At 57.9% G+C, this 12,955-nt stretch carries 12 protein-coding genes; 5 read left to right on the top strand and 7 right to left on the bottom strand.

Annotated elements, in window-relative coordinates; genetic code table 11:
- The first annotated feature begins 509 nt into the window (after positions 1 to 509).
- The 4 genes from mutH to AFK65_RS15690 all read left to right on the top strand — a co-directional run bounded on the left by mutH (position 510) and on the right by AFK65_RS15690 (position 3,511).
- Positions 510 to 1,196: a DNA mismatch repair endonuclease MutH gene (mutH, locus tag AFK65_RS15675; RefSeq protein WP_038856392.1), complete on the top strand. Its 687-nt coding sequence runs from the start codon at positions 510 to 512 to the stop codon at positions 1,194 to 1,196.
- 77 nt (positions 1,197 to 1,273) lie between these two features.
- Complete coding sequence (locus AFK65_RS15680; RefSeq protein WP_007700875.1) at positions 1,274 to 1,987, top strand: TerC family protein; 714 nt, start codon at positions 1,274 to 1,276, stop codon at positions 1,985 to 1,987.
- Positions 1,988 to 2,115: 128 nt separating this feature from the next.
- On the top strand, positions 2,116 to 2,334 hold the full coding sequence (locus tag AFK65_RS15685) for a YgdI/YgdR family lipoprotein (RefSeq protein WP_004385948.1): 219 nt from the start codon (positions 2,116 to 2,118) through the stop codon (positions 2,332 to 2,334).
- Between the two features lie 136 nt (positions 2,335 to 2,470).
- Positions 2,471 to 3,511: an NADP(H)-dependent aldo-keto reductase gene (locus AFK65_RS15690; RefSeq protein ID WP_007700873.1), complete on the top strand. Its 1,041-nt coding sequence runs from the start codon at positions 2,471 to 2,473 to the stop codon at positions 3,509 to 3,511.
- 56 nt (positions 3,512 to 3,567) lie between these two features.
- Here the strand turns inward: AFK65_RS15690 and lplT are convergent, their stop codons facing one another.
- Together lplT and aas are read right to left on the bottom strand one after the other, a co-directional pair.
- Positions 3,568 to 4,761: a lysophospholipid transporter LplT gene (lplT, locus tag AFK65_RS15695; protein WP_007700870.1), complete on the bottom strand. Its 1,194-nt coding sequence runs from the start codon at positions 4,759 to 4,761 to the stop codon at positions 3,568 to 3,570.
- Complete coding sequence (gene aas, locus AFK65_RS15700) at positions 4,754 to 6,913, bottom strand: bifunctional acyl-ACP--phospholipid O-acyltransferase/long-chain-fatty-acid--ACP ligase (protein ID WP_007700867.1); 2,160 nt, start codon at positions 6,911 to 6,913, stop codon at positions 4,754 to 4,756. Before aas ends, lplT begins: the two co-directional genes overlap by 8 nt.
- Before the next feature lie 495 nt (positions 6,914 to 7,408).
- On the opposite strand from aas, the gene galR reads away from it, so the two are divergent.
- Entirely contained in the window at positions 7,409 to 8,425 is a 1,017-nt protein-coding gene (galR, locus tag AFK65_RS15705) for an HTH-type transcriptional regulator GalR (protein ID WP_007700864.1), read from the top strand.
- On the opposite strand, the gene AFK65_RS15710 is transcribed toward galR, so the two are convergent.
- From AFK65_RS15710 to AFK65_RS15730, 5 genes are all read right to left on the bottom strand, one after another.
- Positions 8,386 to 8,862 (bottom strand): GNAT family N-acetyltransferase, encoded by a 477-nt coding sequence (locus tag AFK65_RS15710; RefSeq protein ID WP_007700861.1) that lies wholly within the window; start codon positions 8,860 to 8,862, stop codon positions 8,386 to 8,388. The genes galR and AFK65_RS15710 overlap by 40 nt on opposite strands.
- Positions 8,859 to 9,632, bottom strand: coding sequence for an FCD domain-containing protein (locus tag AFK65_RS15715; protein ID WP_004385941.1), 774 nt, complete (start codon positions 9,630 to 9,632; stop codon positions 8,859 to 8,861). Before AFK65_RS15715 ends, AFK65_RS15710 begins: the two co-directional genes overlap by 4 nt.
- A gap of 61 nt (positions 9,633 to 9,693) precedes the next feature.
- On the bottom strand, positions 9,694 to 10,011 hold the full coding sequence (locus AFK65_RS15720; RefSeq protein ID WP_007700855.1) for a PTS sugar transporter subunit IIB: 318 nt from the start codon (positions 10,009 to 10,011) through the stop codon (positions 9,694 to 9,696).
- Between the two features lie 9 nt (positions 10,012 to 10,020).
- Complete coding sequence (locus tag AFK65_RS15725; RefSeq protein ID WP_007700851.1) at positions 10,021 to 11,448, bottom strand: glycoside hydrolase family 1 protein; 1,428 nt, start codon at positions 11,446 to 11,448, stop codon at positions 10,021 to 10,023.
- Between the two features lie 7 nt (positions 11,449 to 11,455).
- Positions 11,456 to 12,793, bottom strand: a complete 1,338-nt coding sequence (locus tag AFK65_RS15730; protein WP_007700846.1) for a PTS sugar transporter subunit IIC — start codon at positions 12,791 to 12,793, stop codon at positions 11,456 to 11,458.
- Positions 12,794 to 12,955 lie beyond the last annotated feature (162 nt).

Here is a 12,955-nt window from a genome sequence, read left to right on the forward strand (position 1 = left end):
ATATCTTTGTGAAGAAGTGTCTTATTTCCCAGGGAAAACCCAAAACAACTTATAGGTAAGGATAATTCTTATAGATAAAATTTCATTGCTATTCAAACGATTAAAATTAAAAAAGCATGATATTCACCGCGTAGCGTGACGATCATCACACTCACGATCCTTATTCTGACGAAAGATCGACCAGCGTCGTTTTTATCCACAGATTATGCCAATAACTTAGTCACAAATTGCTGAAAAAGACGGTTTTCCCCGTCCGTCAAGGCTGTAAATCGAAACAGTAGTGGGGTATTTACACAGTTATCCCATTTTTCTGTGGATAAAGTGGTGTAAGATCCTGTTTATTGTCGGTGACCAGAATTGAACAACCTCAATCCGCGACGCCCGGGAAATCTTTTTTCCGTCTAAAAAGCATTTTAAATCATAGCATTGCCCCTGTTGCTCACAAGCAGGTAAACTCTTCCCACAAGCAGGTTTTTTGCTGTTCATTTTTTAATCAGAAGGTAATGGTTATGACGTCCCTCGCTCCTCTTACTCAACCGCCCGTCGATGAAGCGCAGCTGCTGCATCAGGCGCAGCAGTTGGCGGGGCTGACGCTTGGCGAGCTGGCGACGCTGGCCGGGCTCGACACCCCCGCCGATTTGCGTCGCGATAAGGGCTGGACAGGCGTGTTGCTGGAGCGCTGGCTTGGCGCGAGCGCAGGCAGTAAACCGGAACAGGATTTCGCCGCGCTTGGCGTGGAGCTGAAAACGATCCCAATAGACAGCCAGGGCCGCCCGCTTGAAACGACGTTTGTGTGCGTCGCCCCGCTGACGGGCAATACCGGCGTGACGTGGGAAACCAGCCATGTGCGTCACAAGCTCAAACGCGTATTGTGGGTGCCGGTGGAAGGCGAGCGCGACATCCCGCTGGCCGCGCGACGCGTCGGCGCGCCGCTGCTCTGGAGCCCGTCGCCGCAGGAAGACGATCGGCTGCGCCGTGACTGGGAAGAGTTAATGGACTTGATTGTGTTGGGTCAGGTGGAACGCATCACCGCGCGTCACGGAGAAGTGTTGCAGCTGCGTCCAAAAGCCGCCAACAGCAAAGCGCTGACGCCCGCGTTCGGCGCGCACGGCGAGCCGATACTGACGTTACCGCGCGGCTTTTACCTGAAGAAAAACTTCACCGCCGCGCTGCTGGCGCGCCATTTTTTGTTATGAACACCTTAAATTTTTGTCAACAGCCATGCGCAGACGCATATAATTAGCGTTTTGTTACTTTAAGCAGGACTTTTTGAATGTTGTTTGCATGGATAACGGATCCCAACGCCTGGCTGGCGCTCGGTACGCTGACGCTGCTGGAGATTGTGCTTGGGATCGACAATATCATTTTTCTCTCTCTGGTCGTGGCGAAACTGCCGAAGTCTCAGCAGGCGCCGGCGCGTAAGCTGGGTCTCGGCGCGGCGATGATTATGCGCCTCGCGTTGCTGGCGTCGATCGCCTGGGTCGTAAAGCTCACCAACCCGCTGTTTACGGTGTTCGATCAGGCCATCTCGATGCGGGATCTGATCCTGCTGCTGGGCGGCCTTTTCCTTATCTGGAAAGCCAGTAAAGAGATCCACGAAACGATCGAAGGCGAGGAAGAAGGCCTGAAAACCAACGTGCACTCCTTCTTTGGCGCCATCTTCCAGATCATGCTGCTGGATATTATCTTCAGTCTGGATTCGGTCATTACCGCGGTGGGCCTCTCCGATCATCTGTTTATTATGATGGCGGCGGTGGTGATTGCGGTAGGCGTGATGATGTTCGCCGCGCGCCCTATCGGCGAATTTGTCGAGCGCCATCCGTCCGTGAAAATGCTGGCGCTCTCTTTCCTGATTCTCGTGGGTTTCACCCTGATGCTGGAGAGCTTCGATATTCATGTGCCGAAAGGCTACATTTACTTCGCGATGTTTTTCTCCATCGCCGTGGAAAGCCTCAATCTGCTGCGCAACAAGAAAAAACCGCTGTAAGACGAACGCTCCTTCGGGAGCGTTTTTGTTTATTCCTCAGTGCTTTTAAGAATTTGCTGCTTTTTCGCGCCGCCTCGCTGCTTTTTACTAGACTCTACGTGGACCCCTTCCTGATGAGGCGAAAAACAATGAATAAATGGGCTGTAGCAATTTCTGCCGTCGGATTGGCCTTCGCGGTTTCAGGCTGTAGCAGTGATTACGTCATGGCGACCAAAGATGGCCGGATGATCCTGACTGAAGGCAAACCGCAGGTCGATGACGAAACCGGTCTGGTCAGCTATCGCGACCCGCAGGGTAACGAGATGCAGATTAACCGCGATCAGGTTTCGCAAATCATTGAGCGTTAAATAAAAGGTCAGCGTCACGCTGACCTTTTGGTTTTTTCTCCCTCCCCTCTTTTCCTTTTGTCTCCCCTCTGCCATGTTTATATTCCTTTGTCAGGAATGGCCTGACGCGGACTGAACAACAGAAGGTAGGCCGGCTATGCATTATCACCGTATTCCTCATAGCTCACTTGAAGTCAGCACGCTGGGGCTGGGAACCATGACCTTTGGTGAACAAAACAGCGAGGCCGACGCCCACGAACAGCTCGATTACGCGGTAAGCCAGGGCATAAACCTGATTGATGTCGCCGAAATGTATCCCGTCCCGCCGCGCCCCGAAACGCAGGGTCTGACGGAAACCTATGTCGGCAACTGGCTGAAAAAACGCGCGAACCGCGAGAAGCTGGTGATCGCCTCCAAGGTCAGCGGCCCGAGCCGCAACAGCGACAGCGGCATCCGCCCTAACCAGGCGCTGGATCGTAAAAATATCCGCGACGCGCTCGACGCCAGCCTGAAACGTTTACAGACCGATTATCTCGATCTCTACCAGGTGCACTGGCCGCAGCGCCCGACCAACTGCTTCGGCAAGCTGGGCTACACCTGGACCGACAGCGCGCCGGTCGTCACGCTGCTGGAAACCCTGGAGGCGCTCGCGGAATTCCAGCGCGCGGGGAAAATCCGCTATATCGGCGTGTCGAATGAAACCGCCTTTGGCGTGATGCGCTACCTGCATCTGGCGGATAAACACGATCTGCCGCGCATCGTCACCATTCAGAACCCGTACAGCCTGCTGAACCGCAGTTTCGAAGTGGGGCTGGCGGAAGTGAGCCAGTTCGAGGGCGTCGAGCTGCTGGCCTACTCCGCGCTGGCGTTCGGCACGCTGACCGGCAAATACCTGAACGGCGCGAAACCCGCTGGCGCGCGCAATACGCTCTTCAGCCGCTTTACGCGCTACAGCAGTGAGCAGTCGCAAAAAGCGGTGGCGGCGTATGTTGAGGTGGCGAAGCGCCACGGCCTGGATCCGGCGCAGATGGCGCTGGCGTTCGTGCGCCAGCAGCCGTTTGTGGCGAGCACGCTGCTGGGTGCCACAACGATGGAACAGCTAAAAACTAACGTCGAAAGCCTGCATCTGACGCTCAGTGAAGACGTGCTGGCGGAACTCGAAGCGGTACATCAGGTTTATACCTACCCGGCGCCGTAAGCGCCGCGCCATCCGCTGATGCTGATACAAAAAGACCCGCCGGAGCGGGTCTTTTTTTACTGCTTACGTCGCCAAAGCCAGAGCCCGGCGATGGCCAGCGCGAAAATCGCGCCGAAACCGACGCCAATCCCCACCACCGGCAGCGAGAGTTTCACCGCCAGCGAATAGAGCCCCAGCATCAGCAGCATCGCGGTATTCTCGCCGAGGTTTTGCACCGCAATCGCGTTGCCCGCGCCGACGGAGCGCTTGCCGCGCTCCTGCAACAGCGCGTTGAGCGGCACCACGAAGAACCCGCCGAAAAAGCCTATCAGCAGCAGCAACAGATAAGCCGGCAGCGCCGCCTGCTGGAGTGAGAAGAAGATAACCGCGACGCCAATCAGAATGCCCGCAGGCATACAGCGCGACACGCGCTCCAGCGTCACCAGTTTCGCCGCAGCCCCCGCGCCCGCCACAATACCGACCGCTACCATCGCGTTCAGATAAGTCGGCGTGGCGTTATCGGTAATGCCGAGCGCCACCGGCACCCACAGCACCAGCAGAAAACGCAGCGTCACGCCCGCGCCCCAGAACATGCTGGTGCCGACCAGCGAGAAGCGGGTTTCGTCGTTCTGCCACAGCGTGCGGCAGGCCGTGAAGAAACTGCGCGTCATCGGGCCGAAGCGCCAGGACTGGCCAGGCCGCGCCGCCCCCAGTTTCGGAATCAGCAGGTTCGCGCCTACCGCCCCGGCGTAGGCCAGCGCGCAGACGCCCAGCGCCGCCCCCACATGCCAGTCCGCCAGCATACCGCCTGCCATAGAGCCAATCAGGATCGCCGCGATCGTCGACGACTCCATCAGCCCGTTCGCTTTCACCAGACGGTCGCCGGTGGTTATCTCGCCGAGAATGCCGTACTTGGCGGGCGAATAGGCCGCCGCGCCGACGCCCACCAGCGTATACCCGACAAACGGGTTGCCGCCGAAGACGATAACCACCGCGCCGAGCAGCTTCAGGCCGTTGGCGACCATCATCACCCGCCCTTTGGAGAAGCTGTCCGCCACCTGGCCCACGAACGGCGCCAGCAGGATGTAGGCGCAGACGAAGACCATCTGCAGCACCGGCTGGCTCCATTCCGGGTAGAACTGCTGCTTCAGCAGCGCGAGGGTGGCAAACAGCAGCGCGTTATCGCCAAACGCCGACAGAAACTGCGCGACGATAACCGCCATCATTCCCCGCGAAAACAGCGAGCCGTTCGGGTTGTGCGAATCAGGCATGATGCGTCTCTTCCTCGTCGACGATTTTTTTCAGCGACACGAAATCCGGCTTGCCGCTGCCGAGCAACGGCAGTTGTTTGAGGAAGCGGATATCGCGCGGCACCGCGAGTTCCGGCACGCCTTTACTGCGAGCCTGCTGCGCCAGTTTTTCGCGGGTCAGTTCCGGGTCGGTGGTGAACAGCACCAGCGCCTCGCCTTTCGCGGCATCATGTTTAATCGCCGTGGCGTGCATTTTCTCCGGCGAGACCGCCAGCGCCAGGCCTTCCACCATCTCAAGCGACACCATTTCGCCCGCGATTTTGGCAAAGCGTTTGGCGCGCCCCTGGATCTGCACAAAGCCCTGCTCGTCGAAGGCGACGATATCGCCGGTGTCATACCAGCCCGGCTCGCTGACGCCCTGCGGGTTTTCCGCCGCAGGCGTTTCCAGCACGCCAGGGTTTTCCACGCGCAGATAGCCTTTCATGATGTTCGGGCCTTTCAGTTGCAAACGCCCGCCCTGCTCAATGCCCGGCACTTCAACGAGGCGCGCGTCCATCGCCGGCAGAATACGCCCGACGGTGCCCGGCTTCGCCGCCATCGGCACGTTAATGGACACCACAGGCGCGCATTCGGTCACGCCGTAGCCTTCCAGAATGCGCAGGCCAAATTTATCCTGCCAGATCTGTTTGGTGCTCTCTTGCAGCTTCTCGGCACCGGCTACCACATAGCGCACCAGGTGGAAATCGTACGGATGCGCGAAGCGTGCGTAGTGGCCAAGGAAAGTGGATGTACCGAAAATCACCGTACAGTTGCGGTCATACACCAGCTCCGGCACCACGCGGTAGTGCAGCGGGCTTGGGTAGAGGAAGACTTCCGCGCCGGTCAGCAGCGGCGTGAACAGCCCGACCGTCAGACCGAAAGAGTGGAACAGCGGCAGCGCCGACATAAATTTATCGTCGGCGGTGAAATCCGCGATGGTGCGGATCTGCTCCACGTTCGCGAGCAGGCTCTTGTGGCTGTGCACCACGCCTTTCGGGTTGCCTTCTGATCCTGAGGTAAAGAGGATCAGCGCCGCGTCTTCCGGCTGCTGCTCCACCTGCGCGAGGCGTGGCATTAACAGATGCGCGAAGATCCACGCTTTGTCCTTCGCCGTCACTTCGCCTTTCAGATCTTCCAGGAAGACCCAGCGCACAGACGTTATCTGCTCCGGCAGATGCCAGAGCTTGCCTTTATCCAGGAACTGGCGCGAGGTGAAAATGGTTTTGATCTGCGCCGCCGTAATGGCGCTGGTCAGCCCCTGCACGCCCGCGGTGTAGTTCATCATCGCCGGGATTCGCCCGCGCATCACCGCGCCGAAAATCACCGCGGCGCTGATGCTGGCGTTCGGCAACATCAGGCCGATGGCCTCGCGCGGCGCGCTGTATTTATCGAGAATGCGCCCCACGAACAGCGTTTTCATCATCAGGCTGCGGTAGGTGTCCGGCTTGAAGTTGATATCTTCCAGGCAGTTTTTGCTCTCGCCATAGCGCTTTTGCGCATTAATGAGCGCCTCAAACAGCGTCTCGCGCGGGCGCGCCGCCATGCGCGCTTCCATCATGACCTGATGCAGCATTTCGCCCGCCATTTTGCGGCGGTCGCGCGCTTTCGGCGCGTCAGGCATCGGGATGCTGGTCGGCGGCAGGATGTGAATGGAAATACGCGGGAAGAGACGGCGTTTTACCAGCCCTTTCAGGCGGCTGAAGAAGGTCAGCTCCGCGCCTTCGATACGCACCGGGATCACCGTGGCCTGCGATTTCGCCGCCACAAAACCCGCGCCTTCGTAGATTTTCATCAGCGATCCGCTGATAGAGATGCGCCCTTCCGGGAAAATCACCACCGGACGCCCCTCGCCCACCAGACGCACCAGCTGTTTAACCGACATCGGTTTGGTCGGGTCGAGCGGCACGAAGTCAATCAGCGGCTTCAGCGCGCGCATATACCACTGCTGGCTGATAGAGGTGTAGACCGCGAACACCGGGCGGACAGGCAGGAACAGCGCCATCAGCGCGCCATCAAGAAACGATACGTGGTTTGGCGTGATGAGCACGCGCTGCTGAGTCAGCGGCCCGGTATCTCCGTATACCTGGATGCGAAAGAGCAAACGGAACAGCCAGCGAAAAAATTTTAAAACCATATCAACGCCCTTGGTTTTCCTTTAGCGAGGGTTAAGTATAGTTATCGCAGATTACACGACTCGGCGGACAGGGGCGACAGGAGAAATTGGCAGGGCCGGCGCGATGAAGAGATGTGGTGATGGAATTAACCAGCGGGATGATGAGAGCGGGCGAAAAACAGGCAAAAAAAAACCTGCGCATCCGCGCAGGCTGGTGTAAGTGTTGTGATCAGCTAAGTCGCTGACTTCACCTATCAATACCTCTGGGATCTCAAATGTAGCAACCCGCGTGCGCTACCCGCCAGCCAGCAATCGCAACAGCCCATCGCAAAGTGTAACTAAAGGTTTTATCTGAAATTATTTGGCTTTTTCTGGTTACATCCACGGCCACTCTCTCCTTAATTCGCACCCTGGCTTTTGTGAGCAAGCGCCCGCACACCGGGCATGCGGCTTGAAGTGGCTGCGCTTTTCCGTAACACTTACCGCAGTGTAAACGCTTACCCCTGAAGGTACTGAATGCCGACTATTAAGGATGTTGCGCGGCTTGCGGGAGTCTCTGTTGCGACGGTCTCCCGCGTTATTAACGATTCCCCCAAAGCCAGCGACGCCTCCCGCCAGGCGGTGCTGAGCGCTATGGAACAGCTCAACTATCACCCTAACGCCAACGCCCGGGCGCTGGCCCAGCAGACCACGGAAACCATAGGCCTGGTGGTGGGCGACGTTTCCGACCCGTTCTTCGGGGCGATGGTCAAAGCGGTGGAACAGGTGGCCTACCACACCGGGAATTTTCTGCTCATCGGCAACGGCTACCACAGCGAGCAAAAAGAGCGTCAGGCGATTGAACAGCTGATTCGCCACCGCTGCGCGGCGCTGGTGGTGCATGCCAAAACGATTCCCGATGAAGACCTTATCCCTTTGATGAAACAGATCCCAGGCATGGTGCTGATCAACCGCATTCTGCCGGGCTTCGAAGCGCGCTGCGTGGCGCTCGACGACCGCTACGGCGCCTGGCTTGCCACCCGGCATTTGATTCAGCAGGGCCATACGCGCATCGGGTATCTCTGTTCAAACCATGCGATTTCGGACGCCGAGGATCGTTTGCAGGGTTATTACGACGCGCTGCGCGAACACGATCTGCCCTGTAACGACCGGCTGGTCGCCTGGGCTGAGCCGGATGAAAGCGGCGGGGAGCAGGCGATGACCGAGCTGCTCGGCCAGGGGAAACAGTTTACCGCCGTGGCCTGCTATAACGATTCGATGGCGGCGGGCGCGATGGGCGTGCTGAACGATAACGGCATCGCGGTGCCGCAGGAGATTTCGCTGATAGGTTTTGATGACGTGCTGGTGTCGCGCTATGTGCGCCCGCGGCTGACGACCATCCGCTATCCGATCGTCACCATGGCGACCCAGGCGGCGGAACTCGCCTTAGCGCTGGCGGATAACCTTCCGCCGCCGGAAATCACTAATATCTTTACCCCGACGCTGGTACGCCGTCACTCGGTTGTGGCGCCCGCCGAAACGGATAAATCGTAGCGATAGAGATGCACGGTCTGGTCGGGATAGTCCAGACCGTCGCCGATATACGCCCAGCCGAAACGTTCGTAGTAATCCCGGCAGGCGGAGTAGAGAAACAGCGCCGGAAAACCGTGCTGGCGCGCGTAGTCCATCACCGCGCGCTGCAACGCCCCGCCAAGCCCCTTGCCGCGCTGCGCCTCATCGATATAAAGCGCCGCCAGCCAAGGAAAGAGATCCTGACGGCTGATTAAATCGCAGCGCCACAGCCCCACGGTGCCGAGCAGCCGTTCGCCATCAATCGCCACAAAAGTGAGCGGCAGCTGGCCCGGCTGCTGGCTGTGCGTCACGATACTTGCAAAAAACGCGCGCGGCAGCGAGGTGCCGAACGCCCGCCACAGCCAGTCGGTCACCTGCTCCGCATGTTGCGGAGCCTCATACAGCGGCACGATAGTCATTGCAGTTTTCCCTGAAAAATTGGCACCGATTCAAACAGATAACCGTCGAAATCGGGCGCGTCGGCATCGGAGAGCTCCATCAGGCTGTTTTTCACATTCTCCAGATGCTGCCACATCGCCTGCCAGGCGCCCATCACATCGCGACGGCGCAGCGCCGCGAGAATGGTCTGGTAATCGCCAAGCCATTTCAGGCGATGCGCGCGGGTTTCGATATGGGCGCGCAGCTGCTGCCAGAGCGGGCTGCTGTCCATGTGGTGCCAGATGCTTTCCACCGTCGCCAGCAGCATCTGGTTTTGCGACGCGCCCGCCAGCACCAGATGAAACAGCTTGTTGTTGTCCTGCGTGGTGTCATTCATGGCGATGGCGCGCTGTTCCTGCTCCAGTATCCGCCGCAGGTTATCGATATCCGCTTTAGTGGCCATTTTCGCGGCAAACGCGGCGATATTGCTCTCCAGCAGTTGCCGCGCCTGCAGCATTTCAAACGGGCCGATATCGCTTGAGAAAAAACGCTCCTCTTCGGCTTCATGCTCCGCCGGAATGCGCATCACATAGACGCCGGAGCCCTGGCGAATATCCACGGTGCCCTGCAGTTCCAGCATCAGCAGCGCCTCGCGCACGATGGTGCGGCTGACGCCATATTTCTCGGCGATATTGCGCTCCGGCGGAAGACGGGAGCCGACCGGGTAGTGGCCCTGGATAATTTGCGCGCGCAGATCCTCACCAATCTCCTGATACTGCTTTTTCTCCGGCGGAACGACTGCCTTCTCCACGTGATCACCTGTGCTCTGAATGGACCCAATTTCGCGTGCCGCATGGCGGCTTCGCGGCGCGTTAGATTACCAGAGATAACGCCTGATCGAGAACTTTCGCGCCGTTAAGCGTGCCATAAGCGACAGAATCAATGACCGCGATCGGGATCTGGTGCTCGTCGGTGAGCTTTTTATTTTCGGCAAGCTTAAAGCGCACCTGCGGCCCCAGCAGCACCGCCTGAATATCGCCGCCGTGGAGTTCCAGTTCATCGCGCAGATTCTGCTCGGGAATGGCGTAAATTTTCAGATCAAGCCCGCGTTCGGCGGCGGTTTTTTCCATTTTCGTGACCACAAGCGACGTGGACATGCCGGCGGAACAGCACAGTACGATACGTTTCATCAGCGGTCCTTATTTCCATTCATCATCAATTGTGAGTGTCAGGGTGCGCGACTGGCGCAGTCGCCTGTACCAGTGCAGCGATTTTTTCGGCCGCCGCGCGCGCTGGTTTGCTAAGTCAATTTCGACCAGGCCATAGCGGTTTTTAAAAGCGTTCATCGGCGAGACGTTGTCAGTAAACGCCCACAGCATATAGCCCTGGCAATTGGCCCCCGCTTCGCGCGCCAGCAGCGTCTGGTACAGGTGCTCGCCGATAAACCCGATGCGGTAGTCATCTTCAATCACGCCGTCGGCGTTGCGAAACTGCGCTTCGTTTTCAACGCCCATTCCGCTCTCCGCCACAAACCACGGGATGTTGCCGTAATCGTTTTTAAGCCGCATCGCCATGTCGTAAATGATGCGCGGGTAGATCTCCCAGCCGCGCGATTTATTCATTCGCCGCCCCGGTAGTTCAAACGGCTCGTAGTAATACGCCGGATGGAACGGCGTCTCCGGGTGCCAGGCGCGCGACGGCGCTTTGACGCGATGTGGGTAGTAAAGATTAATGCCAAGTTCATCCACGGTATTGTCGCGAATAATCGCAAGCTCCTCTTCGCTGAACTCCCACGCGACGCCATGCTTCTCCAGCAGTTCCATAAGTTCAGGTGGGTAGACGCCCTTGACTAACGGGTCGAGAAACACACGGTTATAGAAGAGATCGTAGCGTTCGGCGGCGCTCACATCGTGCGGCGCCCGCGAGCGCGGATAGGTCACTTCCGGGTTCAGGATCACCCCCACGCTGCCCGCGTAGCCCTTCTCGCGAAACAATCGCACCACTTTCGCGGTGGCGAGCGTTTTATGGTGGTTCCACTGCATCCAGGTGGCGGTGTTCTGCTCATACGGCCAGCGCAGCGCGTCGAGATAGACGCGCGTCTGCACCACAATCGGTTCGTTGAAGGTAAACCAGCGCGACACTTTGTGGTGGTAGCGCTCAAAGACTTTTTCGGCGTAGCGCACAAACAGCTCGACCACCTTTTTGGACGACCAGCCGCCGTAAGTTTCAAAGAGATAGCCTGGCAACTCATAGTGCTCAAGGCAGATCATCGGTTCGACGCCCGCCGCCCTGATCGCGTCCAGGAAGCGGTCGTAATACGCCGCGTACTCTTCATCGACAACGCCGTTTTCATAATCGGTGAAAAAGCGCGACCAGTTGATCGACGTGCGGTAGTGCGTTAGTCCCGCCTGTTTCATCAGCGCCACATCTTCTTCGTAGCGGTTAATCAGATCCGTCGCGCCCGCAGGGCCGTAGCCGTCGTGCCAGACGTGGCGGTCGTTCTGATACCAGAGATCGAGCCACGAATCCTGGCCCGGTTTTTTGCCGCTCCATCCTTCGGTCTGCCAGGCGGACGACGCCGCGCCGAGAATGAAATCCTGCGGGATGGCGAGAGTTTTTTCGCTCATGCGGTCCTCATACGTTTTTCGCGGTTTCAACGCGGGTGGCTTCTGCCTGCGCCTGCTCCGCGCGGCGCGACGCAATCTTCACAAACGGCAGATAGATAAGAATGGACACCAGAATGCAGACCAGCTGCGTGACGACCGCGCCCATGGAGCCTGCGGTGGAGAGCCAGGCGTTAATCAGCGGCGGCGTGGTCCAGGGCACCATCACCACGGCTTTCCCGGCAAAGCCCATAACGGTCGCGAAATAGCCTATCGTGCCGGTCACCAGCGGCGTGATGATAAAGGGCACCGCGAGGATCGGATTGAGCATAATTGGCATCCCGAAAATCACCGGTTCATTAATATTGAAAATGCCGGGGCCGAACGAGAGCTTGGCTATCTCTTTCATCTCTTTGCGTTTGGTGGCGATCATCACCGCGATCAGCAGGCCGATGGTCAGCCCGGAGCCGCCGATGCTCATATAGACATCCCAGAACGGCATCGTGATGATGTTCGGCACCTCTTTGCCCTGCTCGAACGCGCTCATGTTGACGGTAATGGCGCCGAGCAGCAGCGGCTCGCGGATGGGCTTAATCATCTGGTTGCCATGAATGCCGATCACCCAGAAGAGCTGGGCGACGAACATCAGCAGCAGAATACCTGGCAGGCTTTGCACCACGCGCTCCAGCGGCTGCTGCACCACCTGATAGACCGCGTCGTAGAGGTACATCCCGGTCACCTGATGGAACACAAAACCGAATGTAGCGATAGCGGTAGTGGTAATGATCGCCGGGATCAGCGCCGAAAACGACGCCGAGACGTTCGGCGGCACCGTATCGGGCATTTTGATTTTCAGCCCGTCGCGGTGCTCAAGCCAGGTGTAGATCTCAACGGAGAGAATGGCGATAAACATCCCGAGGAACAGGCTGCGGGTGTCGGAGAACTGGCGCAGCAGCACATCTTTCACCACATGCATTTCGCCATCCACCAGCATTTCGACCGTGGTCGGCGTCACGCAGATAAAGCAGATCACCGCCAGCAGGCCGGGAAAGAGCGTCTTGATGCCGTTGATACGTCCAAGCTCAATGCCGATTAAAAAGACGGCGCCGATGTTTAAGAAGTTCAGCGTCGCGTAGTTAATGGCGCTGGTGATGGGCTTGAGCGCCGCCAGGAATGACAGCGCCTGAAAACTCGCCAGCCCGTTTTTCGGGTCCAGCACCATATTGGAGATCAGCACCGAAAAGGCGCCGACGATGATCACCGGCATCAGCGTAATAAACGACGCTTTAATCGCCATGATATAGCGGTAACTATTGAATTTAGTCGCGAAACTGCCCAGAGAGTCGATCAACTTTTCCTGGAACGCCATAGGGTGTGCCCTCTTTGAATGTGGCTTTTTTAATGGAAAGGTTACCGCTGAACACCTTTTTTGGTATGCCAAAAAATAGGATCGCCCGGCAGAATTATCTGTGACATTTCTCCCATAAACGGCCATTGGTATTCCAAATAATCAAAACCACGCAATTTGGCA

This window comes from Cronobacter universalis NCTC 9529, from assembly GCF_001277175.1.
Classification (GTDB): Bacteria; Pseudomonadota; Gammaproteobacteria; order Enterobacterales; family Enterobacteriaceae; genus Cronobacter; species Cronobacter universalis.

Coding starts and splice junctions, on each gene's coding strand:
- mutH (WP_038856392.1), top strand. CDS start 510: ATGACGTCCCTCGCTCCTCTTACTCAACCGCCCGTCGATGAAGCGCAG.
- AFK65_RS15680 (WP_007700875.1), top strand. CDS start 1,274: ATGTTGTTTGCATGGATAACGGATCCCAACGCCTGGCTGGCGCTCGGT.
- AFK65_RS15685 (WP_004385948.1), top strand. CDS start 2,116: ATGAATAAATGGGCTGTAGCAATTTCTGCCGTCGGATTGGCCTTCGCG.
- AFK65_RS15690 (WP_007700873.1), top strand. CDS start 2,471: ATGCATTATCACCGTATTCCTCATAGCTCACTTGAAGTCAGCACGCTG.
- lplT (WP_007700870.1), bottom strand. CDS start 4,761: ATGCCTGATTCGCACAACCCGAACGGCTCGCTGTTTTCGCGGGGAATG.
- aas (WP_007700867.1), bottom strand. CDS start 6,913: ATGGTTTTAAAATTTTTTCGCTGGCTGTTCCGTTTGCTCTTTCGCATC.
- galR (WP_007700864.1), top strand. CDS start 7,409: ATGCCGACTATTAAGGATGTTGCGCGGCTTGCGGGAGTCTCTGTTGCG.
- AFK65_RS15710 (WP_007700861.1), bottom strand. CDS start 8,862: ATGACTATCGTGCCGCTGTATGAGGCTCCGCAACATGCGGAGCAGGTG.
- AFK65_RS15720 (WP_007700855.1), bottom strand. CDS start 10,011: ATGAAACGTATCGTACTGTGCTGTTCCGCCGGCATGTCCACGTCGCTT.
- AFK65_RS15725 (WP_007700851.1), bottom strand. CDS start 11,448: ATGAGCGAAAAAACTCTCGCCATCCCGCAGGATTTCATTCTCGGCGCG.
- AFK65_RS15730 (WP_007700846.1), bottom strand. CDS start 12,793: ATGGCGTTCCAGGAAAAGTTGATCGACTCTCTGGGCAGTTTCGCGACT.